Raw genomic sequence first — 22366 nt, forward strand, 5'->3', positions numbered from 1 at the left:
TTCTTACCGGACGGACGGCGCCGACGACGAGTCCATAACGCGAAGGTCACATGCACACGCCCCGACTCTTCGACCAAAATCGGGACAAGGTCTGGACAAACCAGCGGCAACCGCTCAAGCGTCGGCGAAGCCTGCGGCCCTCGTACCGAAATCCCGGGATTCGCCGAAGATCTTCCGGCCGGAAGGAAAGATTCCAACAGAAGGTCCGGCCGTGATGTACCGGAGTGGTGCGGTTCGGGGGTCGCCCGTTATCCGATTTTGACATGGATGGCGCCCAGAATGCCGCAGTCCGAATGGCAAGATGCCGTAATCACACGAGGTCGCGACACTCGAAGACGTGTGCTCTCGTCGACCCACGGTTCTGCCGGCACCGTCGGCAGTCCACGGCTCCGCCGAATCCATCGGCGGCGCCCCGCCTGCCGAACCCTCGGCGGCGCCCCGCCCCATCGGCAACTCCACCCATCCGCCGGAGGAACCCACCATGACCGCAAGCTCCACCCGTCGTACGACCGCCGCGCACTCCCGGCTAGCAGCGGTCGGTGCGATCGCGGTCGCAGGCGCGCTGATGCTCACCGGATGCGGTGACCAGACCAAGGACAACGGCTCCAGCGACACGGCGGCCTCGGCCCCGCTCGCCGACAAGCTGCCGAAGTCCGTCCGCGACAAGGGCGTCATCAAGGTCGGTTCCGACATCGCCTACGCCCCGGTCGAGTTCAAGGACAACTCCGGCAAGGTGGTCGGGATCGACCCGGACCTCGCCGCCGCCATGGGCAAGCAGCTCGGGGTCGACTTCCAGTTCGAGAACGGCACCTTCGACACGCTGATCACGGGTCTGCGCTCCAAGCGGTACGACATCGCCATGTCCGCGATGACCGACACCAAGGACCGCCAGGAGGGCATCGACTCCGACACCGGCAAGAAGGTCGGTGAGGGCGTCGACTTCGTGGACTACTTCACCGCCGGTGTCTCGATCTACACCAAGAAGGGCGACGACCAGGGCATCAAGACCTGGTCCGACCTGTGCGGCAAGAAGATCGTGCTGCAGCGCGGCACGGTCTCCGAGGACCTCGCCAAGGCGGAGTCGAAGAAGTGCCCGGCCGGCAAGAAGATCGCCATCGAGCCCTTCGACAACGACCAGCAGGCCCAGACCCGCCTGCGCGCGGGCGGCGCCGACGCCGGCTCGTCCGACTTCCCGGTCGCCGCGTACGCGGTGAAGACCTCCGGTGGCGGCAAGGACTTCCAGCTGGTCGGCGAGCAGATCGAGGCCGCCCCGTACGGCATCGCGGTCGCCAAGAACCAGACGCAGCTGCGGGACGCCCTCAAGGCCGCGCTCGACGCCGTCATCAAGAACGGCGAGTACGAGAAGATCATGAAGAAGTGGGGCGTCACCGACGGCTCCATCGACGCGGCCACCATCAACGGCGGCAAGTGACCGCAGCTCAGCGGCACTGAAAGGCAACACCCGTGACTGTTGACATCGACAAGACGCCGGCCGACACACCCCCGGCCGGACCGGAGGCCATCAAGGCCATCCCGGTCCGGCACTACGGGCGGTACGTGTCCGCCGTCGTCGCCATCGCCCTGCTGGTCGGGGTCGTCTACGCGTTCTCCCAGGGCAAGATCAACTGGGGCGCGATCCCGGACTACTTCTTCGACGACCGCATCCTGGACGGCGTGGGCAAAACGCTCCTGCTGACCGTGCTGTCCATGGTGATCGGCATCGTCGGCGGCGTCCTGCTCGCCGTGATGCGCCTGTCGAAGAACCCGGTGACCTCGTCGATCGCGTGGTTCTACATCTGGTTCTTCCGCGGCACCCCGGTCCTGGTGCAGCTGATCGTCTGGTTCAACCTGGGCCTGGTCTTCGAGTACATCAACCTCGGGCCGTTCTACAAGGACGAGTGGTCGGACTTCATGACCCCGTTCCTGACGGCGCTGCTGGGCCTCGGCCTCAACGAGGCCGCGTACATGGCGGAGATCTGCCGGGCCGGTCTGCTCTCGGTCGACGAGGGCCAGACCGAGGCGTCGCACGCGCTGGGCATGAGCCACTCCAAGACGCTGCGCCGGATCGTCATCCCGCAGGCGATGCGCGTGATCGTGCCGCCGACGGGCAACGAGGTCATCAACATGCTGAAGACGACCTCGCTGGTCTCGGTCGTCCAGTACCCCGAGTTGCTCCGAGCGGCTCAGGACATCGGCCAGACCTCCGGCGCCCCCGCCGAGATGCTGTTCCTGGCGGCGGCCTGGTACCTGCTGATGACCTCCATCTTCAGCATCGGCCAGTACTACCTGGAGCGGTACTACGCGCGTGGTTCGAGCCGGTCCCTGCCGGCCACCCCGTTCCAGAAGATCAGGGCGAACGTGCTCTCCCTGTCCAGCCGCTCCAAGCCGACGGGAGGCAAGGCATGACCGCCATGGTCAAGGCCGAGGGCGTCCACAAGTCCTTCGGCCCCGTAGAGGTCCTCAAGGGCATCGACCTGGAGGTGAAGTCCGGCGAGGTGTTCTGCCTCATCGGCCCCTCCGGCTCCGGCAAGTCGACCTTCCTCAGGTGCATCAACCACCTGGAGAAGATCAACGCCGGCCGTCTGTACGTCGACGGCGAGCTGGTCGGCTACCGCCAGAAGGGCGACAAGCTCTACGAGCTGAAGGACAGCGAGGTCGCCGTCAAGCGGCGGGACATCGGCATGGTCTTCCAGCGCTTCAACCTGTTCCCGCACATGACGGCCGTGGAGAACGTCATGGAGGCGCCGGTCCAGGTCAAGGGCGTGAGCAGGAGCCAGGCCCGGGCGCGCGCCCAGGAGCTCCTGGACCGGGTGGGCCTGGCCGACAAGGCGGGCAGCTACCCCTCGCAGCTCTCCGGCGGCCAGCAGCAGCGCGTCGCCATCGCCCGGGCCCTCGCCATGGACCCGAAGCTGATGCTGTTCGACGAGCCGACCTCGGCGCTCGACCCGGAGCTGGTCGGTGACGTCCTGGACGTCATGCGCGACCTCGCCGAGTCCGGTATGACGATGATCGTCGTCACTCACGAGATGGGCTTCGCCCGCGAGGTGGGCGACAGCCTGGTCTTCATGGACGACGGTGTGGTGGTCGAATCCGGTCACCCGCGCGAGGTGCTGACGAACCCGCGGCACGAGCGGACGAAGTCGTTCCTGTCCAAGGTGCTCTGACGGTACGCACACCGAGGGGGCGGTACGGAACTCCGTACCGCCCCCTTCGCGCGCTCCGCGCCCGGTTACCTCAGGGCGAGCAGCAGGGTGTCCGAGGGCGAGCACCACACCGGCCTGGCCTCCCCGAATCCCTTCTCGCGCAGCACGCGCGCGTGCCATGCACCCGAGGGCATGTCGCCGTCGGCGTGTTCGCCGTAGATCTCGTAGCGCCGGGCCGTGGGCCCCGCGAGGACCGGGTCCTTGGCGGCGAGCTGCCACCATTCGGACCAGTCGAGGATGCCGTCCCGCTTGGCCTGATCCATACGTGCGTGCCGCTGTGCCCGCTCGGCGGCGTTGATCCGGGGCGTGGACTCGTCGATCATGTGATCCGCGTTCATGAAGACACCGCCGTCGCGGACGAGTCCCGCGACCTGGCCGTAGAGGTCCGCGAGGGGTTCCCGGTGCAGCCAGTGCAGGGCCGTCGCGGTCAGGACGGCGTCGTACGAGTCGTACGGCAGCTTCGCCGGCCAGTCGGGGTCCTTGAGGTCGGCGGTGACGAGGCCGACCCGGTCGTCGCCCGCGAAGGTGCCCTCGGCGATGGCGAGGAGCGCCGGGTCGAGGTCGACGCCGGTGCTGGTGGCCTCGGGGAACCGGGCGAGCAGCCGGGCGGTGATGCTGCCCGTGCCGCAGGCGAGGTCGAGTACGCGCGGGGCGGTGCCCACCAGGGCCTCGACCTCCCCCATAGCCCGAAAGGCATGGGGGGACCCCCACCGAGCATGATCCGGAACCGCTCCTCGCGGTCGGGCAGGTACCACTCCTGCTGCCGGTCCCAGCTCTCCTGCCAGGCACGCCAGTCGGTGGTGGCCGCAGTGGTGTCGGAGTCCGTCATCGAGCCCCTCCCCCGTAATACCCTGGAAGCACCATCAGCTGTTACCAGTGCGCGCTCACGACAATAAAGCCCCTCCGTAAGGACTACAAGTGGAACTGGCCTATTACTCGGACTACGCCGTGCGCCTCGTCAACACCGAGGAACCGGCCCGGGGCAAGGACACGCTGACGTCGGTCGAGGCCGTCCGCGACCTGTTCGGCGCGAGCCAGTCGGCGGCCCGCCGCGCCACCGACTCGGACGTGACGCGGTTCCGCTCGATCCGGGCCCGGCTGCGCGCGGTCTTCGAGGCGGCCGACACGGGCGACGAGACCCTGGCCGTCGACCTGCTGAACTCCCTCCTCCTGGAGTTCCCCGTGAGCCCGCAGATCTCGGGGCACGACTTCCGCGACGACGACGGCCGCCCTCTGTGGCACATGCACCTGGCGGACCACCCGTCCAACGCCACCGCGGGCTACGCGGCGATCGCGGCGATGGGCCTGGCGTTCCACCTGACCGAGTACGGCGTGGACCGGCTCGGCCTGTGCGAGGCCGCGCCCTGTCGCAACGCCTACCTGGACACCTCCACGAACCGCTCCCGGCGCTACTGCTCCGACCGCTGCGCGACCCGCGCCAACGTGGCGGCCTACCGGGCCCGCAAGCGCCGCGAGGCCGATCTGTCGGAGAACACCGGCCTGGCGGCCGACAGCACCCAGCCCAGCAGCGCCCAGGGCGAGCGCCCGGTCCCGCGCGGCCGGTAACGGAACCGGACCCTCCCCAGCACCAGGTCGTCCGGCACGACGCCGTAGTCGGTGCTGTCACCACCGGCGTACGCGTTGTCCCCGAGCACCCACCAGCCGCTCTCGCGCCGCTGGGCGACCCGCTTCACGACGAGCAGGTCCTGCTGGAAGGGATGCCTCAGTACGACGACGTCACCGGGCTTGACCCGGGCCCCGTAGTGCACCAGGAGCCGGTCCCCGTGGCACAGCGTGGGCACCATGGACGGCCCGGTCACCTCGGCGACACCGAAGGGCGCGGCCGACCTCCCCCGCTCGGACTCCTGCGACAGCTCCGGCATCACCCGGCACCTCCCCGGTTCTTCCTCCACCAGTCTCAGTCTCACCCCGGACTTTTGTCCTAAGCCCATGGGGGCACCCGCGAAAACCCGTCCCCCACGGAGTAATGTCCCCTGTGAGAAGACGATCACGAGGAAGGAATGCTCCATGCTTTCCCGCCTGTTTGCCCCCAAGGTCAAGGTCAGTGCGCACTGCGACCTGCCCTGCGGTGTGTACGACCCTGCCCAGGCCCGCATCGAGGCGGAGTCGGTCAAGGCTGTCCAGGAGAAGATGGCCGGTAACGACGACCCGCACTTCCAGGCGCGCGCCACCGTCATCAAGGAGCAGCGCGCGGAGCTCGCGAAGCACCACGTGTCCGTGCTCTGGAGCGACTACTTCAAGCCGCCGCACTTCGAGAAGTACCCGGAGCTGCACCAGCTGGTCAACGACGCCCTCAAGGCCCTCTCGGCCGCCAAGGGCTCGACCGACCCGGCGACCGGCCAGAAGGCTCTGGACTACATCGCCCAGATCGACAAGATCTTCTGGGAGACCAAGAAGGCCTGATCTTCGATCATGCCGTTTGACCTGCGATTCCCTTGGTCGCCTGGTCACCCTGTCCGCACCCGGTCCGCAGGCCGCCGAGCACGGCGTCCATGACGGTCCGGGTGCGGTCTTTCTTGTCCGGCCACAAGTGGGCGTTGCCTGGCAGCTCTTACGCCATGTCGACCGGCGTCCGCGCACCTGAACGGGCCGAGCCGGCACGGGGGAAGAAATCAGCCACCCGAAGTCGACGCACACACCGGAAACTCACTCACTTTTCACAACAGTCACATACTGAATCAGCAGATGAGCAGGCAGACCCGTCCGTCTCCGGCCATCATCCACTGTCATGGCACGTTCAAGCCATCCTTCCCCCGCCCCATCTGTCTCTCTTGACCCTCCACTTCGGCCTGTGGCTATGGTGACCTCCGCGAACGCAGCGTGACCAAGCTGCCAGACAGTGCGTCACCCAGTGCCTCGGGGGACGCCGTCGCCATGGGGGGATACATGGGGGAATACATCGTCATGCCTGGGTGCCGGGCGGTGAGCACTCGCCTATTCGGCCTTGCCGGCCCGCCCGCCTTCATGCGGCTCCCCTGACTCCCAGCACGCGCCGGGCTGCCTGGGTTGACGTGCGTAACTCCACTCCCATTTCACCTGTACGGCCGTGTTGACCGGCTGCCTGGTGACGCTGGCGGTCCTTGCCTACCGCCGCTACCGGAAGGGACACGCGCGTTGAGCGACACCGTTCACATACTCACCCGCCGTCAGACTCCCGGCCTGGCCGCTGGTCTCACGGCAGGGGCCCTCCCGGCGCACCGGCACCGTTCCTCCCGCAGCGCCGCAGAAAGGCTGCGGCCTGCCTCTCAAGCCAGTGAATCCTCGACGAAGGGAACACCTGATTTCCATGCGTACACTGACACGCGCCATAGCCCCGGTCGCTGCTCTCGTCGCCGTCCTGGCAACCGCTCCACTGGCCTCGGCGGAAGGCCCCGTTCCCACAGGCCACAACACGGTCGTCCCGGGGACCAGCGTCGAGTTCTCCGAAGCCGGCGTACGCGATGCACAGACCCGTGCCGTCGCAGCCGAGAATCCGGCAGCGGTCCGTGCCACCGCCTCGCTGTGTGGAAGCGGCTACGAACTGGAGAACGCGGAGCGGCTTCCCGACGCACGGCGCTTCGGAACTCTGTTCACCTACACCAAGCACACGACCGCCAAGGACGGGGCGTGCGCGGTCTTCGACAACAACCTCGGCACAGCGAAGAAGATGAAGCTCAAGCTGTGCCCGAACCTGACTGACGCGCCGTGCAAGGTGGATGAGGGTACCTTCTCCCAGTACGCGGGGCCGGTGAAGTACGAGACCACTGGCAGCGACTCGGTGGACTGCGCCGAGGTGACGGCCATCATGTGGTCGAGTGGTGTGCCGATCATCGACCGGGTCAAGTCTGTGGCGCCCTGCGACTGATCATGCCCACGCTCTGCGTACCGCGTCTCAATCCTCCTTCAGCCAGGGAAGATCCCCGCACCGCGGGTCACCGACCTGGGCGGAACTGAGGGACGATCAGGTAGATCCCGTACGCCACCACGGCCGCGCAGGCCAGGAAGCAGAGGGCCGCCTGGCCCAGGCCCATGGCGGAGGTGCCGCCCGGGTGTTCCCGGGCGCCCTCCAGCCGGGCGAGCCCGAGGACACCGAGGGCGAAGACGACGACCACGGCGACGGTGACGCCGATGCTCACCGCGGCGACCTCACCGAGTGCGGTCCAGTTCGGATGCATGTCCGGCTCCCCCTTCTGCAGGTGTTCTCAGGCGGCCGTGCCGACCTTGGCGGGCGGCTCGGTGCGGATGCTGACCTCGTGCGCGTCGTTGACGTTGTGCGCGTGCACCGGGTTGCGTCGCGAGACGGCCACGATGCCCGCGGCCAGGGCCGCGCCGACCAGCGCGACGACCGCCGTACCGAGGTCACCGCCGTTCTGGACGACGCTCGCGGCCAGGCCGCCGACCAGCCCGGCGGCGGGCAGGGTGACCATCCAGGCGATCGCCATCCGGCCCGCGACGCCCCAGCGGACCTCCGCGAGCCTGCGGCCGAGCCCCGCGCCGAGGATGCTGCCCGAGGCGACCTGAGTGGTGGACAGGGCGAAGCCTAGGTGGGCGGAGGTGAGGATGACGGTGGTGGAGGCGGTCTCGGCGGCGAAGCCCTGCGGCGACTGGATCTCGGTGAGGCCCTTGCCCATCGTGCGGATGATCCGCCAGCCGCCGAGGTACGTGCCGAGGCCGATGGCGAGGCCCGCGGAGGCGATGACCCACAGGGGCGGGCCGGCGTCGTGGCCGAGCGCGCCGGCCGAGATCAGGGTGAGGGTGATGACGCCCATGGTCTTCTGCGCGTCGTTCGTGCCGTGGGCGAGGGAGACCAGCGAGGCGGAGGCGATCTGGCCGATCCGGAAGCCCTTGGTGACGGAGTCCTTGCGGGCGCGGACGGTGAGCCGGTAGGCGAGGTAGGTGGCGATCAGCGCGGCGACACCGGCCACGAGCGGCGAGGCCACCGCCGGGACGAGCACCTTCTCGACGACCTTGTCGAAGTTGACGCCGTGGCTTCCCGCCCCGACCCACACGGCCCCGATCAGCCCGCCGAACAGGGCGTGCGAGGAGCTCGAGGGCAGCCCCACGAGCCAGGTCAGCAGGTTCCACAGGATCGCCCCGACCAGCCCCGCGAAGATCATCCCCGGGCTGACAAGGGTGTCGTCCACGATGCCGCCCGAGATGGTCTTGGCCACCTCGGTGGAGAGAAAGGCACCGACGACATTGAGGACACCGCTGATCAGGACCGCCGTACGGGGAGCCAGCGCGCCGGTGGCGATGGACGTGGCCATCGCGTTCGCCGTGTCGTGGAATCCGTTGGTGAAGTCGAAGGCGAGCGCCGTGACAATGACGACCGCCACGAGGAACGTGATGTGGTCCATTCCTGAATGCAAACAAGGGCAGACCAATCCACGGGGAACGGCGAGGCAAAGGCTGGTCAAGGTTCACGCAGGTGGCCGTGACGGGGCCCCTCTACGATCGCGCCCATGAGGATCCGCTGGACATACGCCTTCGCCGACCGGCCACGCGAGGCCTTCGGTACCGCATGTGACTTCTGGACGGTCGTCACGGACACGCGGCTTTCCGAACTCCGCGGACAGCACTCCGAGTTCGTGACCCTGCTCCCCGACGGCGCCGACGCGTGCGTGAAGGCCCAGGCGGTGCGGTCGGGGGAAGGCGGAGCGCATCTCGACTTCTGCGTGGACGACGTGGCGCGGTTCGCGGACTCGGCGGTGCGGCTCGGGGCGGGCGTGGTGGCGGACCTCGGGTCGCTCGTCGTGCTGCGTTCGCCCGGCGGGCAGTTGTTCTGCGGGGAGCTGTGGCGCGGCCAGTCGTCGCGCCCGGGTGTGGTGCGGGGCAGCCGGTTCGACCAGGTGTGCGTGGACGTCCCGCCGTCGTCGTACGACGCCGAAGTCGCCTTCTGGAGCGGCTTGCTGGACGGCTGGGTGTCGCGTCCCGGCGCGCTCCCGGAGTTCCATGTGGTCGAGCCGCCTCCCGGCCTGCCGGTCCGGCTGCTTCTGCAACGCCTCGGCGAGGAACGCCCGGCCTCCGCCCACTTCGACCTCGCGTGCACGGACGTCGCCGCGACCCGCGCGTGGCACGAGGGACTCGGGGCCGTACGCCTGGCCGACCACTCCGGCTGGACGGTGATGCGCGACCCGGCGGGCGGCACGTACTGCCTGACGGCCCGGGATCCGGAGACGGGCGGGCCGCGCCGCTAGTCGGCCTCCGTGTACGCGTACGCGCACAGGGCCACATCGACGCCCTCGGGCGTCGGACAGGGCGGCAGACTCGGTGTCTCGTCGGGTTTCGTCTCTTCCCAGACGTACGGCCCCTGAGGCTCCGTCGAGTCCTGCATCCACAGGGTCAGCGCACCTGCCACGACCACGGCGAGCGCCCACACGATGACCGCCCAGCGCCACACCCCGCGACGCCCCTCCCCCGTCATGCCCATGCCTCACACGCTAGTCCCTCAAGCGCGCCGCCCGCGCCTGGAGATAGCGCTGCTCGGGCAGGCTGAGGGTCTGGGCGGCCGCCGACTCGTAGGCGGCCCGGGCGGCTTCGGGCTCGCCCGCGCGTTCGAGGAGGTGGCCTCGTACGGCGTCCAGGCGGTGGCCTTTCAACGTGCCCGACAAGGCGTCCAGTTCGGTCAGGCCGGCGCGCGGGCCGTGGACCATGGCGACGGCGACCGCGCGGTTGAGGCGTTCGACCGGCCCGGGGACCAGGCCGACGAGGACGTCGTACAGGCCCAGGATCTCGGCCCAGTCCGTCGCCTCGGGCGAAGGTGCCTCGTCGTGTACGGCGGCGATCGCGGCCCGCAGGGGGTACGGCCCGGGCCTGCCCCGGGACAGGGCCCGCGTCACCAGTGCGACGCCCTCCTCGACGGCGGCCTTGTCCCAGCGGTCGCGGTCCTGCTCGTCGAGGGGAATCAGCTCCCCGCCCGGCCCGCTGCGCGCATCACGGCGGGCGTCGGTGAGCAGCATCAGCGCGAGCAGCCCGGCCACCTCGCAGTCGTCGGGGAGCAGCCGGTGGACCGTCCGGGTCAGCCGTACGGCCTCGCCCGCCAGGTCGGGGCGCTGGAGGGCGGTGCCGGAGGTGGCGGTGTAGCCCTCGTTGAAGATCAGGTAGAGGGTCTGCAGAACGGACGGCAGCCGCTGCTCCCAGCTGTCCGGGCGGCCGAAGCGCACGCCCCGCACCTTCTGCTTGGCCCGGCTGATGCGCTGCGCCATCGTCGCCTCCGGGACCAGATACGCGCGGGCGATCTCCGCCGTGGTCAGACCGCCGACGGCACGCAGCGTGAGCGCGATCTGGGCGGGCGGTGTGAGGTCCGGATGGCAGCACAGGAAGAGCAGCGAGAGGGTGTCGTCCTCGCGGGGAGCGCGCTCCCTGGGCGGCGGGGCGGTGAAGGCGTCGCGGGGCGTGAGCGCCGCCGCCCGCTCCTCGCGCTGCCGCCGGGCCTCCTCGCTGCGCAGGGCGTCGGTCAGCCGCCGCGAGGCCACCTTGATCAGCCAGCCGCGCGGATTGCCGGGCACGCCCGCCGAGGGCCACTGCCCGGCCGCCGCGAGCAGCGCCTCCTGTACGGCGTCCTCGGCCGCGTCGAAGTGCCCGTACCGTCTGACCAGCGCGCCGAGGACCTGCGGCGCGTTCCGGCGCAGCAAGTCCTCGACCTCGGGTGTGTTCCTCACCGGCGGGTCCGTCGGCGTCGCACGGGCCGGCTCGTCAGATGTCCCCGCTGCCGTCCATGATCGGGCGGATCACGACCGGGTAGTCGGGTGCACCGGCCGGCTGGGGGCAGCGGGAGATGCGGTCGGCGATCTCCGTGACCCGCTCCAGGCTCTCGCACTCCAGGACCCAGTAGCCGGCCAGCAGCTCCTTGGTCTCGCTGTACGGGCCGTCGGTGATCACGGCCTTGCCGTCGTCACCGAGGGTGACATGCCGGGTCTGCGCCGGCTCGGCCAAGCCCTGCCCGTCGACGAACTCACCGGTCTCGGAGAGATCGTCGTTGATGGCTCCCATGTAGGCGAACATCGCCTGCATCTCTTCCTCGTTCCAGGCGGGCGAGTCCGCTGACGCCTTGCCGCGCATGGCCTCGTAGTCCGCCTGTGTGCCCTGCACCATGACCAGGTACTTCATCAGTCCGCTCCTTCGGCTCTCACCACCCTGCCGGGCGGCTCTCACAGGGGACGTCGGAGCCGCTCCGGGATTCTCGACACGAGTTCAGGAGTTTTCCGAGACGGTTTCTCCGGGGGCCGTTTCGGCCGGGGTCGTCGCAGGTGGGGCGGTGTCATCGTCCGCCGAACGGGGGGCCGGGTCGGGCCGGGTTTCCTCGGCAGGCCGCGTGTCCGCGACGGTGGGGGCGATGTGAGCGGCCTCCGCGTCGTGGGCCCCGCACTCGGGGTTGTGGCAGGGGCCCGCCACCCACAGGGGGACCCACGTGCCCAGCGTCTTGTGGCGCCGGACGACTGTTTCCACTGGCTGTCCGCAGGCCGGACAGACATGTTCGTCTCTGCCCATGTCCTCAGAGTAGGACGGTCGGGGGCTCAGCGCTTCCTGCTGTACGAGCGCACCAGCACGCCGTTGCCGAACGTACGCACGGACTCCAGGGTGAACTCCGAGATCGCGAACCCGGCCCCGAACATGGGCATGCCAGAGCCGTACACCAGCGGATAGGTCTTGATGACGAGTTCGTCGATCTCGTCGAGCAGCTCGCCCGCGACCTTCGAGCCGCCACACAGGTAGATGCCGAACCCGCTGTCCTCGGCCTTCAGTTCGCGGACCTTGCCGACCAGGTCGTCCGCGATGATCTCGACGTTCGGGTCGGGCGACTCCTTCAGCGTGCCGGAGGCGACGTACTCGCGCAGGTGGGCGTGCGGGCTGGTGATGCCCTCTTTCAGGGCGAGGTCGTAGCTGCCGCGGCCCTGGATGACGGTGTCGAACCGCTTGTTCGGCAGGTCGTCCAGGCCGAGGGCTCGCCGGCCCAGGGTCGGCAGGGTCTCCGGATACTCCGCCTTCAGGAAGGCGAAGAACTCCTCGCCGACGAAGGGGAACATCGACGCCGCGTCGCCGTCCGGGTCCCCGATGAAGCCGTCGACGGAGCAGGCGATGAAGTAGGTGAGCTTTCGCAAGCCGGTCTCTTTTCGCAGGCTGTCGATGCAACAACTTCAGTTGTAGTGCTCCTGATGTAGTGGTTGTAAGCCAAATCTCCGCGAGCCGTCGGAAGTGGGAGAAGGGACTCCGCATGGTCAGCAATCCCGAGCGCCGGGCCGCACTCGTCGACGCCGGTGTCGAGGTGCTCGCACGGGAGGGGGCGCGCGGACTGACGTTCCGCGCGGTGGACACGGAGGCCGGTGTGCCGGTGGGTACCGCCTCCAACTACTTCACCGGACGCGCCGACCTGCTGCGCCAGATCGACACCCGGCTGCACATACGGCTCGCGCCGGACCCCGCGGTGGTCGCCGAGCTGATAACCCGGCCGAAGGACCGCTCACTGGTCATGGCCTTCATGCACGACCTCATGGCCCGCGCGACCCGCGACCGCACGGGCTATCTCGCCCTCATGGAGCTACGACTGGAGGCCACCCGGCGCCCCGAACTGCTCGCCTCCTACACCAAGTCGGTGCGCGGCGACCTGGAGGAGGCCATGGAGTTCCACCGGACGGCCGGGCTGCCCGGCGGCGACGAGTCCGTCGCCGTGCTGTATCTGGCCATGCTCGGGCTGCTCCTGGAGCATCTGACCCTGCCGGGCGTCCTGGAGGGCGTACTGCCCGGGGTGGGCCTGCCGGACGGGCTGGTGGAGCGGATCGTGGCGACGGTACTGCCGGAGGAGGACCAGGGCCGGGGCCTGGACCAGGCTCAGGGGCAGGAGCGGGAGCAGGAGGGCAGGGTCTAAGAGCCCGTGCGCGGCTCGCGCCACATCGGCCACATGGCCGGGCCGTCCGGGAGGTCGAGTACCGGACCGGCGACCTCGAAGCCGAGGCGCTCGTACAGCTTGCGGCTGCGGGCGTTGCTGGCCTCCAGATAGGCGGACAGCCCCTCGCGGTCGCAGCGGTCGAGGACCGACTCGATGAGCGCGGTGCCGAGTCCCTCGCCCTGGCGGCCGGGGGCGACGCCGATCATCCACAGGTACTCGTGGGCCCGCCCCGAGGGGTGGATGGCGGCCGTCAGCCGGCCGATCAGCTCGATGCGCTCGTTGTCCGGGTCGACGGCCGCCCGCACCTGGGCCGGACCGTCGTCGTCCTCGGGGTCACCGTCATGGTCGCCGGCCGGTATGGACAGCCACAGCGCACAGGCCGAGCCGTCCTCGGTGACGTCGATACGCCCGGCCGCGAGCACGATGTCGGTGAAGGCGGCCATGAGTCCGGGGTGATGTTCACGGCGATCCTCCGCACCGGGGAAGACCCAGCCGCTCACGGGGTCGTCCTGGAACGCCTCGTCCAGCAGCCGGACGACCGACTCCCGGTCCGCCTCGCCCGCCGTACGGATCGCCACGCCCATGGCCCGCCCCTTCGCTCGTCCCGACGGGCGTTGATCGTAGGAGGGTTGAGAGTCGCCGGGGCAGGCGGGGCGCGAGCTTGGCGGAATTCAGTCGAACATCTGTCCAAACTCCATCGCGCGGCGCCTGAAAAAGGGGCGGGCCCCGCACACCGTGGGGCAGTGCGGGACCCGCCGACCGGAGTCCGGAAGCCGTGCGGGGTCAGGAGCCGCACGGCCCCGACGCTCCGGGGTCCTGCCTTCGGTCGCCCGAAGGATCATGCTGTGCGGACGGCCCTCGACCGCTGCCGCCCGTCCGCCCCTGCCGACGGCCGACCCCTGTCGGCCATCAACTGCGGCCGACCGTCAACTGCTGGCGGTCGTCACGACTGCCGAACCTCAACTGCTGGCGGTCGTCAACGACTGCCGAACCTCAACTGCTGCGCCGTGTCACGAACTCGGCGAGGGCCAGCAGACCGCCCGCCGCCTCCGGATCCGGCACCGCGCGCGCCAGTTGCTGTATCGCCCGCGCCATCCGGTCGGCCGCCTGGCCCTGCGCCCAGTCACGGCCGCCCGCGCGCTCCACGGTCAGGGCGATGTGGTCCAGGTCCTCCTTCTCACCGGGCCGCGCGTACAGTTCGGCGAGTTCGGCGGCCGCCGGCGTGCCCGATGTGAAGGCCGCGACGACCGGCAGGGACTTCTTGCGGGCGGCCAGGTCCGCGCCGACGGGCTTGCCGGTGCGGTGCGGGTCGCCCCATATGCCGATGACGTCGTCGATGAGCTGGAAGGCGAGCCCGGCCTCCCGGCCGAACGCGTCCAGCGCCGCCACGTCCCCATCCCCGGCGCCCGCGTACAGGCCCCCGATCGCGCAGGCGCTCCCCAGCAGTGCGCCCGTCTTGGCCTCCGCCATGGCGAGCACCTCCTCGAGGGTGACCTCGCCGGGGTCGCACCGCTCCAGGGCCGTGTCCGCGTGCTGGCCCGCGCACAGTTCGACCACGCAGTCCGCGAGCCGGGCCGCGGCGGCCCGGGACGCCGGGTGCGGATCCGTCGCGAGCAGTCGCAGGGCCAGTGCCTGCAGCGCGTCCCCGCCGAGGATCGCGTCGGCGTCCCCGAACACCGTCCACGCGGTGGGCCGGTGCCGACGGGTGGTGTCCCGGTCCATCACGTCGTCGTGCAGCAAGGTGAAGTTGTGGACCAGCTCCACCGCCGCGGCCGCCCGGACCGCCCCCACCCGTGCCTCGGGCCCCCCGAGGGCGGCCGCCGCGGCGAGGACGAGCGCAGGGCGGATCGCCTTGCCCGAGCCGCCCTCCGCCGGGGTGCCGTCCGCCTGCTCCCAGCCGAAGTGGTAGAGCGCGATCCGGCGCATCGGCCCGGGCAGCGAGTCGAGCGCGGCCCGCAGCACCGGATCGACCTCCGCCCGGGCCCGGTCCAGGAGCATGACCGCCTCATGCCCCTCGGCCGGTGCGGGCCGGCCGTCCCGCTGCGTCCCGTTGGATCCACGCCTTTCCGGCACCCCGGCCGCACGCCGGGGCAAGGCACCTCGCTGCTCACCAAGGGCGGATCGCTGCTCCTCAGGGGCGGATCGCTGCTCACCAGGGGCGGGCAGCGGCGTCTGCGTCCTGAACTCCGTAAGGGACTCACCCATGGGACCGCCTCGGAGTATGAGCGGACGGTGGCGCTTCCGCTGCCGCTGGGCGCGTACCCCGAGGGTGTACCCGCCCGGGCGGGCGGGGACACGGCCGACGTACCGGGAGCGTCACCGCCAGCGGCCGATCTCGACGTTCTCGAGGACTCCGAGCGCGTCCGGTACCAGGACCGCGGCCGAGTAGTAGGCCGTGACCAGGTACTTGATGATGGCCTGTTCGTTGATGCCCATGAAGCGCACCGACAGGCTCGGCTCGATCTCGTCCGGGATGCCGGAGGCCCGCAGGCCGATGACACCCTGGTCGGCCTCGCCGGTACGCATGGCGATGATCGACGTCGTACGAGCCTCGGTCACCGGGATCTTGTTGCACGGGTAGATCGGCACACCGCGCCAGGTGGGGATGCGGTTGCCGCCGACGTCGATGGTCTCGGGCACCAGCCCGCGCTTGTTGAGCTCACGCCCGAACGCGGCGATCGCACGCGGGTGGGCGAGGAGCAGTTTGGTGCCGCGGCGCCTGCTGAGCAGCTCGTCCATGTCGTCCGGGCCGGGCACACCGTCGTGCGGCTGGATCCGCTGCTCGTACTCACAGTTGTGCAGGAGCCCGAAGTCGCGGTTGTTGACGAGCTCGTGCTCCTGGCGCTCCTTCAGCGCCTCGACCGTCAGCCGGATCTGCTGCTCGGTCTGGTTCATGGGCTGGTTGTACAGGTCGGCCACGCGCGAGTGGATGCGCAGCACGGTCTGGGCGACGCTCAGTTCGTACTCACGGGGCCGGGCCTCGTAGTCGACGAAGGTGTGCGGGATGTCCGGCTCGCCGGAGTGGCCGGCGGAGAGGTCGATCTCCTTCTCGCCGTACTTGTTGGAGCGCTGCGAGGGGATCGAGCGGCGCTGCTGGAGGTGTTCGCGCAGGGTGTCCGAGCGCTCCGCGATCTGCGCGAACTCCTGGCGGGGCAGCACCAGCACGGTGCACGCGGTGAGGGCGCGGGCCGTGTACTCCCAGATCGCGTCCTCGTTCAGCAGGGCGTCCTCTCCGAAGTAGGCGCCGTCGGCGAGGACGCCGAGGGACTCGTCGTCCCCGTACGGGCCCGTGCCAACCTTCTCCACCCTGCCGTGCGCGAGGAGGTACACCTCCTCGGACGGGCTGCCGAACGAGGCGATCACGTCGCCCGCCGGGACCTCGCGCTGCTCGCAGCGGCGGGCGATCTCGAAGAGCACCTCTTCGTCCTCGTAGGACCGCAGCGCGGGCAGCTCGCCGAGCTCGGCGGGGATGATCTCGACACGGTCGCCGGTCTTCACGAACGTCAGACGGCCGTCGCCCACGGCGAACGTCAGCCGCCGGTTCACCCGGTACGTACCACCCTGGATGTCGACCCACGGCAGCATCCGCAGCAGCCAGCGGGAGCTGATCTCCTGCATCTGTGGCACGGACTTGGTCGTGGTGGCCAGGTTCCGCGCGGCCGCCGTGCCGAGACTCTGCTGCGGCTTGGTCTGCTCCGTGCGGACCTCTTCGCCTACCGACATAGAGAACTGCCCTCCCGGTTATGCCCAACGCCCATACGCCTCGGGCATCGATGTCCAGGGGCAAGCCTTTCTCACTCAACGTCGCGATGCTATTACCCGAAAGAGCGGGAATGGATCTTCGTATCACTGGGCAGGGGAGGTCCGTTTTGGCGAACGAAGGTCACCACGGTCGGCCCCGGACCGGGTGGCGACAATCCGTGGAAACCTGTCGCTCACGCCACTGGGGAGCGGGCGGGGCCGGATCTAGCGTGATGAGCCATTCCCTCCCCGGCTCCAGAAAACGGCCCCATCGATGCAGTACATCGCGCCGATCGGCATCGGCATCCTCTACGCCCTGTTGATGTCCCTGGTCCGCGAACCACACCGGCGGCGCCTGAACGCGGTGACGATCGCCGGTGCCGGTGCCGCGTATCTCAGCGGCGGCGGCATGGGCGGCTGGGAGTTCCCCTTCACCGCGCTGGTCACCTACGTCGCCTTCCGCGGTCTGGAGTCGTGGACGTGGATCGGCATCGGCTGGCTGCTGCACACGGCGTGGGACATCGTCCACCACGTCAAGGGCAACCCGATCATCCCGTTCCTCCACGCCTCGTCCCTGGGCTGCGCGATCTGCGACCCCGTGATCGCGCTCTGGTGCCTGCGGGGCGGACCGTCACTCATCGAGTTCGTACGGAACCGGCGGAGGCCCCATCAGGGGCAGCGAGAAACCGCGCGACCGGCCACAGGGGGCCCGCACTGACCGAAGCCGCAGCCGGACCGGGCCGAAGGCCAGCCCGCACCCACCCCGGGCGACAATGACGAGGTGACCAGCCCCGACGCCCCCGACGCACCCCGCCTCGCGGCCCTGCACCCCCGGCTCCCCTCGCCGGTGCGGGAAGTCGTCGACGGCCGGTTCGAGCGCCGGGGCGTCCGGCTGCTGCTGAAGCGGGACGACCTGATCCACCCGGAGCTGATCGGCAACAAGTGGCGCAAACTGGCGCCGAACCTCGCGGCGGCGGCCGGCCGTCCCGTCATCACCTTCGGCGGCGCCTACTCCAACCACCTGCGCGCCACAGCCGCGGCCGGCCGGCTGCTCGGCATCCCCACGGTCGGTGTCGTACGGGGCGACGAGCTGGCCGACCGCCCCCTCAACCCCTCCCTCGCCCGGTGTGCGGCCGACGGCATGCGGCTGCACTTCGCCGACAGGGCGACGTACCGCCGCAAGTCGGAGCCGCGGACCCTGGCCGGGATCCTCCGCGCGGCTGACGCCGAGGAGGCCTACATCGTCCCCGAGGGCGGCAGCAACGCCGAGGCTGTACGCGGCTGCCGGGCACTCGGCGCCGAGCTGTACGACCGGGCCGATGTCGTGGCCGTGGCCTGCGGCACCGGCGGCACACTGGCGGGACTGGCCGCCGGGCTCGCTCCCGGGCAGCGCGCCCTGGGGGTGCCGGTCCTCAAGGGCGGCTTCCTGGCCGCCGAGACCGAGGCCTTGCAGCGGCAGGCCTTCGGCGGCCCGCGCGGCTCCTGGAGCCTCGACGACCGCTTCCACTTCGGCGGCTACGCGCGCGTGCCCGACGAGCTCGACGCCTTCGCCGCGGACTTCGAACGCCGTCACGGCCTGCCCGTAGAACGTCTGTACGTGGCCAAGCTGCTGTACGGCCTCGCCGCCCTGGCCGGCGAAGGCGCCTTCCCGCGCGGGACGACGGTGGCGGCCGTCGTCACCGGCCGCCCCTTCCCGTGACACCCGGCAGGGTCACCTGGCACCCGACAGGGTCTCCTGACCGCCTGACAGCGTCTCTGACCGCCCGGCAGCGTCACCTGACACCCGGCAGCGCCTCAGCGCCGTCTCGCCGCTACGCCGCCTCCCGGAAGGCCGCCGCCTCCTCCAGGTCCAGCCTGCGCAGCAGGGTCCGCAGCATCTCGTCGTCGATGTACCGGGCGTCCCGGAGCCTGACGAACACCTCGCGCTCGGCGCTGATCATCTCCCGCGAGAGCCGCCGGTAGGTGTCGTCGACGGACTCCCCGGTGACCGGGTTGGCCTGCCCGAGCCGTTCCCAGACGGCGTTGCGGCGGCGCTCCAGGACGATGCGCAGCCGGTCGGCGAGCGGGGCGGGCAGGGCGTTGCGCTCGTCGGTGAGGAGTTCGTCCAGGCGCCGCTCGGCGGCCCGGGAGGCCTGCGCCTGGGCATTCGCCTCGGCGAGCGTCTCGGCCTGGGTGTCCCGCCCGGGGACCTTCAGCAGACGGATCAGCGGGGGCAGGGTCAGGCCCTGCACGACCAGGGTGCCGATGACCGTCGTGAAGGTCAGGAACAGGATCAGGTTGCGATGTGGGAAGGGCTCCTCACCGTCGTGCATGGTCAGCGGGATCGAGAAGGCGATGGCCAGCGAGACCACGCCCCGCATACCGGCCCACGCGATGATGAACGGCCCCTTCCAGGTCGGATTATCCTCCCGCTCCCTGATCCGCGCCGAGAGCAGCCGGGGCAGGAAGGTCGCTGGATACACCCAGACGAACCGGGCCGCGACAACCACCAGGAAGACGGCGAGCGCGTACCAGGCGGCTTCGGCGCCCTCGTACTGTCCGAGGCCCCTCAGGACGACCGGCAGCTGCAGTCCGATCAGCGCGAACACGGCCGACTCCAGGACGAAGGCCACCATCTTCCACACCGCCTCCTCCTGGAGACGGGTGGCGAAGTCGACCTCCCACGCGCGGTGTCCCAGGTAGAGCGCGACCACCACGACCGCGAGGACACCGGAGGCGTGCACCTGCTCGGCGACGGCGTAGGCGACGAACGGGATCAGCAGGGAGAGCGTGTTCTGCAGCAGCGCCTCCTTGACGTGCGTGCGCAGCCAGTGGATCGGCGCCATCAGCACCAGCCCGACCACGACACCGCCGATCGCCGCGAGCAGGAACTCGCCGATGCCCCCGGCCCAGGTCGCGCCCTCGCCGACGGCGGCAGCGAGGGCCACCCGGTAGGCGGTGATCGCGGTGGCGTCGTTCAGCAGGGACTCGCCCTGGAGGATCGTGGTGATCCGGGACGGCAGCCCGACCCGGCGTGCCACCGCCGTCGCCGCGACGGCGTCCGGGGGCGCCACCACCGCGCCGAAGACCAGGGCCGCGGTCAGCGGCAGGTCGGGCACGATCAGGTACAGGGCCCAGCCGACGACGAAGGTCGCGAACAGCACGTACCCGACGGACAGCATCGCGACCGGCCTGAGCTGGGCCCGCAGGTCGAGGTAGGAGCTGTCGGTGGCGGCCGTGTGCAGCAGCGGGGGCAGGATGAGCGGCAGGACGATGTGCGGGTCGAGCGTGTAGTCGGGCACCCCGGGGACGTAGCTGACCGCCAGCCCGATCGCCACCAGCAGCAGCGGCGCCGGCACCGGGGTGCGCCGCGCGGCCGCGGCGATCGCGGCACTGCCCGCCACCAGCAACAGCAGTGGCATCACGTCCATCGTTCTCGCCCGCCCTCTTTTTCCGCGCGGTCTTCCGCTCGACCGTCGTAACCTGGCAATCATGAAACAGTGCACGCACGCCGACGCGCTGCCGCACCCCGAACCCGGCCCGCTCAGCGAGACGTGTCCGGAGTGCTTGGCGGAGGGCATGGATCCGGTACAACTTCGGCTGTGCCTCAGCTGCGGTCACGTCGGCTGCTGCGACTCCTCGCCGGGGCGACACGCGGCGGGGCACCACAAGGAGTCCGGCCATCCCGTGATGCGGACGCACGAGCCCGGGGAGACCTGGCGCTGGTGCTTCGTCGACCATGTCCTGGTGTGACTCCGCAAGACCCCGGCGGCGGACGGTTCGACCGTCTGACGTCTGGGTACGTCAACCCGGCGCGCGCTCTTCCCATTTGGGCCCGCCCAACCCCTAGACACGGAGCGTATCCACAGGTTTACTGTGAGTGACGACATGGGGTTGGGGTCCCGGGGACAGGACCGTCGAGAGCGCGATAGCGTCACCGCTGAACCACGTATCGCGTTACCCCGGGGGGCGACCCTCGGCCCTGAAACGCTTGTACCACCATGGAGGTGAGGGTGTCCCAGATCGCAGGCGAGCCCGCGACCCAGGACTTCGTGGAAGTCCGGCTGCCGGCCGCGGGTGCCTACCTGTCGGTGCTGCGTACGGCCACGGCCGGTCTCGCGGCCCGTTTGGACTTCACCCTCGACGAGATCGAGGACCTGCGCATCGCAGTGGACGAGGCCTGCGCGATCCTGCTTCAGCAGGCCGTGCCCGGCTCGGTGCTCAGCTGTGTGTTCCGCCTCGTCGACGACTCACTCGAGGTCACTGTCTCGGCTCCGACCACGGATGGCCATGCCCCCTCGCGGGACACCTTCGCCTGGACCGTCCTGTCCGCCCTCGCGGGCAAGGTCTCCTCTGCCGTGGACAAGGACAAAACCGTTTCGATCAGCCTCTACAAACAGCGCGGCGCGGGACCCGGGCCGGCGTGAGGAGCGAGGACGGGCCGGTGCGGGACGAAGAGCGCAGCACACGAGAGCTGCCGACCGAGGGCACGAGCGGTCCGAGCGGGGCCCGGCGCATGGCGGACGGCATCGACGGCATCCCCGAGCAGGCCCGCCCGCACCCGGAGGACGACTCCACGGGGGCCGTCCTCCCGGGCGGCGGGCGGCTGGACCAGGGCGGTGCCGTGCGGAGCGCGCCTCCGGGCGGGGGGATCACCGCATCCCCTGTCCCAGGGGGTCCTCCCACTCACGCGAAGCCGAGAGTGGCGGAGGAGGCGAGGGCTCGGGGAAGGGCGACGGGCGGGACGATGAGCGAGCACGAGCGAGACTCCGAGCATCAGGCGCCGCGCGCGCACCACGGCTCTCCGGACCGCAGCGGGGCGCGCGAGATGTTCCTCAAACTGCGCACCCTGGGGGACGGCAGTCCGGAGTACGCGGAACTGCGCAACCAGCTGGTCCGCATGCACCTGCCGCTCGTCGAGCATCTCGCGCGCCGTTTCCGCAACCGCGGTGAACCGCTGGACGACCTCACCCAGGTCGCCACGATCGGACTGATCAAGTCGGTCGACCGCTTCGACCCGGATCGCGGCGTGGAGTTCTCCACGTACGCGACCCCGACGGTCGTCGGCGAGATCAAGCGGCACTTCCGCGACAAGGGCTGGGCGGTGCGCGTCCCGCGCCGGCTGCAGGAGCTGCGCCTGGCGCTGACCACGGCCACGGCCGAGCTCTCACAGCTGCACGGCCGCTCCCCCACGGTCCACGAGCTCGCCGAGAAGCTGGCGATCTCGGAGGAGGAGGTCCTGGAGGGCCTGGAGTCCGCCAACGCGTACTCCACGCTGTCCCTGGACGTCCCCGACACCGACGACGAGTCCCCGGCGGTCGCGGACACCCTCGGCGCGGAGGACGAGGCGCTGGAGGGCGTGGAGTACCGGGAGTCCCTCAAGCCGCTCCTGGAGGACCTCCCGCCGCGGGAGAAGCGGATCCTGCTGCTGCGGTTCTTCGGCAACATGACCCAGTCGCAGATCGCGCAGGAGGTCGGCATCTCGCAGATGCACGTCTCGCGGCTGCTGGCGCGCACGCTCGCGCAGCTGCGGGAGAAGCTCCTCGTCGAGGAGTGA

The 22366-nt window shown here is 70.2% G+C and carries 25 protein-coding genes and 1 pseudogene; 13 read left to right on the forward strand and 13 right to left on the reverse strand.

Annotated elements, in window-relative coordinates:
• Positions 1-481: 481 nt before the first annotated feature.
• From ACZ58V_RS02340 to ACZ58V_RS02350, 3 genes are read left to right on the forward strand one after another with little or no spacing between them, the layout of a single operon-like run.
• Positions 482-1432: an ABC transporter substrate-binding protein gene (locus ACZ58V_RS02340; protein ID WP_468187999.1), complete on the forward strand. Its 951-nt coding sequence runs from the start codon at positions 482-484 to the stop codon at positions 1430-1432.
• 32 nt (positions 1433-1464) lie between these two features.
• On the forward strand, positions 1465-2406 hold the full coding sequence (locus ACZ58V_RS02345; protein ID WP_471287939.1) for an amino acid ABC transporter permease: 942 nt from the start codon (positions 1465-1467) through the stop codon (positions 2404-2406).
• The gene (locus ACZ58V_RS02350) at positions 2403-3164 is read left to right on the forward strand and encodes an amino acid ABC transporter ATP-binding protein (RefSeq protein WP_471287940.1); all 762 of its coding nucleotides are present in this window, start codon (positions 2403-2405) and stop codon (positions 3162-3164) included. Before ACZ58V_RS02345 ends, ACZ58V_RS02350 begins: the two co-directional genes overlap by 4 nt.
• A 65-nt stretch (positions 3165-3229) precedes the next feature.
• On the opposite strand, the pseudogene ACZ58V_RS02355 reads toward ACZ58V_RS02350, so the two are convergent.
• A pseudogene (locus ACZ58V_RS02355) lies at positions 3230-4032 on the reverse strand (class I SAM-dependent methyltransferase).
• Between the two features lie 89 nt (positions 4033-4121).
• On the opposite strand from ACZ58V_RS02355, the gene ACZ58V_RS02360 reads away from it, so the two are divergent.
• Positions 4122-4769, forward strand: coding sequence for a CGNR zinc finger domain-containing protein (locus ACZ58V_RS02360; protein ID WP_471287943.1), 648 nt, complete (start codon positions 4122-4124; stop codon positions 4767-4769).
• On the opposite strand, the gene sodX is transcribed toward ACZ58V_RS02360, so the two are convergent.
• Entirely contained in the window at positions 4655-5086 is a 432-nt protein-coding gene (gene sodX, locus ACZ58V_RS02365; RefSeq protein ID WP_471287944.1) for a nickel-type superoxide dismutase maturation protease, read from the reverse strand. The genes ACZ58V_RS02360 and sodX overlap by 115 nt on opposite strands.
• A gap of 145 nt (positions 5087-5231) precedes the next feature.
• Here sodX and sodN point away from each other — a divergent pair, with 145 nt between their 5' ends.
• Both sodN and ACZ58V_RS02375 read left to right on the forward strand, forming a co-directional pair.
• Positions 5232-5627 (forward strand): superoxide dismutase, Ni, encoded by a 396-nt coding sequence (gene sodN / locus ACZ58V_RS02370; RefSeq protein WP_030928916.1) that lies wholly within the window; start codon positions 5232-5234, stop codon positions 5625-5627.
• Between the two features lie 883 nt (positions 5628-6510).
• Entirely contained in the window at positions 6511-7068 is a 558-nt protein-coding gene (locus ACZ58V_RS02375; RefSeq protein WP_382835967.1) for a hypothetical protein, read from the forward strand.
• A gap of 67 nt (positions 7069-7135) precedes the next feature.
• Here the strand turns inward: ACZ58V_RS02375 and ACZ58V_RS02380 are convergent, their stop codons facing one another.
• Together ACZ58V_RS02380 and ACZ58V_RS02385 are read right to left on the reverse strand one after the other, a co-directional pair.
• Positions 7136-7378: a hypothetical protein gene (locus ACZ58V_RS02380; RefSeq protein ID WP_468187988.1), complete on the reverse strand. Its 243-nt coding sequence runs from the start codon at positions 7376-7378 to the stop codon at positions 7136-7138.
• A gap of 27 nt (positions 7379-7405) precedes the next feature.
• Positions 7406-8560, reverse strand: a complete 1155-nt coding sequence (locus ACZ58V_RS02385) for an inorganic phosphate transporter (protein ID WP_468187986.1) — start codon at positions 8558-8560, stop codon at positions 7406-7408.
• 105 nt (positions 8561-8665) lie between these two features.
• Between ACZ58V_RS02385 and ACZ58V_RS02390 the strand changes: the two genes are divergently transcribed.
• Entirely contained in the window at positions 8666-9400 is a 735-nt protein-coding gene (locus ACZ58V_RS02390; protein ID WP_468187984.1) for a VOC family protein, read from the forward strand.
• Here the strand turns inward: ACZ58V_RS02390 and ACZ58V_RS02395 are convergent.
• From ACZ58V_RS02395 to ACZ58V_RS02415, 5 genes are all read right to left on the reverse strand, one after another.
• Positions 9397-9633 (reverse strand): hypothetical protein, encoded by a 237-nt coding sequence (locus tag ACZ58V_RS02395; protein ID WP_471287945.1) that lies wholly within the window; start codon positions 9631-9633, stop codon positions 9397-9399. The genes ACZ58V_RS02390 and ACZ58V_RS02395 overlap by 4 nt on opposite strands.
• 10 nt (positions 9634-9643) lie before the next feature.
• On the reverse strand, positions 9644-10864 hold the full coding sequence (locus ACZ58V_RS02400) for an RNA polymerase sigma factor (RefSeq protein WP_468187980.1): 1221 nt from the start codon (positions 10862-10864) through the stop codon (positions 9644-9646).
• A gap of 34 nt (positions 10865-10898) precedes the next feature.
• Positions 10899-11312, reverse strand: a complete 414-nt coding sequence (locus tag ACZ58V_RS02405) for a YciI family protein (protein ID WP_468187979.1) — start codon at positions 11310-11312, stop codon at positions 10899-10901.
• An 84-nt stretch (positions 11313-11396) separates the two neighbouring features.
• Positions 11397-11693, reverse strand: a complete 297-nt coding sequence (locus ACZ58V_RS02410) for a hypothetical protein (RefSeq protein ID WP_468187977.1) — start codon at positions 11691-11693, stop codon at positions 11397-11399.
• A gap of 26 nt (positions 11694-11719) precedes the next feature.
• Positions 11720-12304 (reverse strand): dihydrofolate reductase family protein, encoded by a 585-nt coding sequence (locus tag ACZ58V_RS02415; RefSeq protein ID WP_471287947.1) that lies wholly within the window; start codon positions 12302-12304, stop codon positions 11720-11722.
• Positions 12305-12417: 113 nt separating this feature from the next.
• On the opposite strand from ACZ58V_RS02415, the gene ACZ58V_RS02420 reads away from it, so the two are divergent.
• Positions 12418-13068: a TetR/AcrR family transcriptional regulator gene (locus ACZ58V_RS02420; RefSeq protein WP_471287949.1), complete on the forward strand. Its 651-nt coding sequence runs from the start codon at positions 12418-12420 to the stop codon at positions 13066-13068.
• Here ACZ58V_RS02420 and ACZ58V_RS02425 read toward each other — a convergent pair.
• The 3 genes from ACZ58V_RS02425 to ACZ58V_RS02435 form a co-directional block, all read right to left on the reverse strand.
• Positions 13065-13673, reverse strand: a complete 609-nt coding sequence (locus ACZ58V_RS02425; RefSeq protein ID WP_468187973.1) for a GNAT family N-acetyltransferase — start codon at positions 13671-13673, stop codon at positions 13065-13067. The genes ACZ58V_RS02420 and ACZ58V_RS02425 overlap by 4 nt on opposite strands.
• Before the next feature lie 409 nt (positions 13674-14082).
• The gene (locus ACZ58V_RS02430) at positions 14083-15294 is read right to left on the reverse strand and encodes a family 2 encapsulin nanocompartment cargo protein polyprenyl transferase (protein WP_468187971.1); all 1212 of its coding nucleotides are present in this window, start codon (positions 15292-15294) and stop codon (positions 14083-14085) included.
• A 111-nt stretch (positions 15295-15405) separates the two neighbouring features.
• A complete protein-coding gene (locus tag ACZ58V_RS02435; protein WP_468187969.1) occupies positions 15406-16812 on the reverse strand; it encodes a family 2B encapsulin nanocompartment shell protein in 1407 nt (468 codons plus the stop codon).
• A gap of 292 nt (positions 16813-17104) precedes the next feature.
• Here ACZ58V_RS02435 and ACZ58V_RS02440 point away from each other — a divergent pair, with 292 nt between their 5' ends.
• Both ACZ58V_RS02440 and ACZ58V_RS02445 read left to right on the forward strand, forming a co-directional pair.
• Positions 17105-17548: a DUF6010 family protein gene (locus ACZ58V_RS02440; protein ID WP_471287951.1), complete on the forward strand. Its 444-nt coding sequence runs from the start codon at positions 17105-17107 to the stop codon at positions 17546-17548.
• A gap of 63 nt (positions 17549-17611) precedes the next feature.
• Positions 17612-18529 (forward strand): 1-aminocyclopropane-1-carboxylate deaminase/D-cysteine desulfhydrase, encoded by a 918-nt coding sequence (locus ACZ58V_RS02445; RefSeq protein ID WP_468187965.1) that lies wholly within the window; start codon positions 17612-17614, stop codon positions 18527-18529.
• A 112-nt stretch (positions 18530-18641) separates the two neighbouring features.
• Here the strand turns inward: ACZ58V_RS02445 and ACZ58V_RS02450 are convergent, their stop codons facing one another.
• On the reverse strand, positions 18642-20240 hold the full coding sequence (locus ACZ58V_RS02450; RefSeq protein WP_468187963.1) for a Na+/H+ antiporter: 1599 nt from the start codon (positions 20238-20240) through the stop codon (positions 18642-18644).
• Positions 20241-20301: 61 nt separating this feature from the next.
• Here ACZ58V_RS02450 and ACZ58V_RS02455 point away from each other — a divergent pair, with 61 nt between their 5' ends.
• From ACZ58V_RS02455 to ACZ58V_RS02465, 3 genes are all read left to right on the forward strand, one after another.
• Positions 20302-20562 carry a UBP-type zinc finger domain-containing protein gene (locus ACZ58V_RS02455; RefSeq protein WP_107455506.1) on the forward strand — a complete coding sequence of 87 codons (261 nt, stop codon included), beginning with the start codon at positions 20302-20304 and terminating at the stop codon, positions 20560-20562.
• 260 nt (positions 20563-20822) lie between these two features.
• On the forward strand, positions 20823-21236 hold the full coding sequence (locus tag ACZ58V_RS02460; protein ID WP_003992877.1) for an ATP-binding protein: 414 nt from the start codon (positions 20823-20825) through the stop codon (positions 21234-21236).
• A gap of 17 nt (positions 21237-21253) precedes the next feature.
• A complete protein-coding gene (locus tag ACZ58V_RS02465) occupies positions 21254-22366 on the forward strand; it encodes an RNA polymerase sigma factor SigF (protein ID WP_471287955.1) in 1113 nt (370 codons plus the stop codon).

The organism is Streptomyces sp. NPDC040589 (assembly GCF_055594445.1).

Coding starts and splice junctions, on each gene's coding strand:
- ACZ58V_RS02340 (WP_468187999.1), top strand. CDS start 482: ATGACCGCAAGCTCCACCCGTCGTACGACCGCCGCGCACTCCCGGCTA.
- ACZ58V_RS02375 (WP_382835967.1), top strand. CDS start 6,511: ATGCGTACACTGACACGCGCCATAGCCCCGGTCGCTGCTCTCGTCGCC.
- ACZ58V_RS02430 (WP_468187971.1), bottom strand. CDS start 15,294: ATGGGTGAGTCCCTTACGGAGTTCAGGACGCAGACGCCGCTGCCCGCC.
- ACZ58V_RS02425 (WP_468187973.1), bottom strand. CDS start 13,673: ATGGGCGTGGCGATCCGTACGGCGGGCGAGGCGGACCGGGAGTCGGTC.
- ACZ58V_RS02455 (WP_107455506.1), top strand. CDS start 20,302: ATGAAACAGTGCACGCACGCCGACGCGCTGCCGCACCCCGAACCCGGC.
- ACZ58V_RS02350 (WP_471287940.1), top strand. CDS start 2,403: ATGACCGCCATGGTCAAGGCCGAGGGCGTCCACAAGTCCTTCGGCCCC.
- ACZ58V_RS02410 (WP_468187977.1), bottom strand. CDS start 11,693: ATGGGCAGAGACGAACATGTCTGTCCGGCCTGCGGACAGCCAGTGGAA.
- ACZ58V_RS02450 (WP_468187963.1), bottom strand. CDS start 20,240: ATGGACGTGATGCCACTGCTGTTGCTGGTGGCGGGCAGTGCCGCGATC.
- ACZ58V_RS02440 (WP_471287951.1), top strand. CDS start 17,105: ATGCAGTACATCGCGCCGATCGGCATCGGCATCCTCTACGCCCTGTTG.
- ACZ58V_RS02435 (WP_468187969.1), bottom strand. CDS start 16,812: ATGTCGGTAGGCGAAGAGGTCCGCACGGAGCAGACCAAGCCGCAGCAG.
- ACZ58V_RS02420 (WP_471287949.1), top strand. CDS start 12,418: ATGGTCAGCAATCCCGAGCGCCGGGCCGCACTCGTCGACGCCGGTGTC.
- ACZ58V_RS02395 (WP_471287945.1), bottom strand. CDS start 9,633: ATGGGCATGACGGGGGAGGGGCGTCGCGGGGTGTGGCGCTGGGCGGTC.
- ACZ58V_RS02380 (WP_468187988.1), bottom strand. CDS start 7,378: ATGCATCCGAACTGGACCGCACTCGGTGAGGTCGCCGCGGTGAGCATC.
- ACZ58V_RS02385 (WP_468187986.1), bottom strand. CDS start 8,560: ATGGACCACATCACGTTCCTCGTGGCGGTCGTCATTGTCACGGCGCTC.
- sodX (WP_471287944.1), bottom strand. CDS start 5,086: ATGCCGGAGCTGTCGCAGGAGTCCGAGCGGGGGAGGTCGGCCGCGCCC.
- ACZ58V_RS02405 (WP_468187979.1), bottom strand. CDS start 11,312: ATGAAGTACCTGGTCATGGTGCAGGGCACACAGGCGGACTACGAGGCC.
- ACZ58V_RS02390 (WP_468187984.1), top strand. CDS start 8,666: ATGAGGATCCGCTGGACATACGCCTTCGCCGACCGGCCACGCGAGGCC.
- sodN (WP_030928916.1), top strand. CDS start 5,232: ATGCTTTCCCGCCTGTTTGCCCCCAAGGTCAAGGTCAGTGCGCACTGC.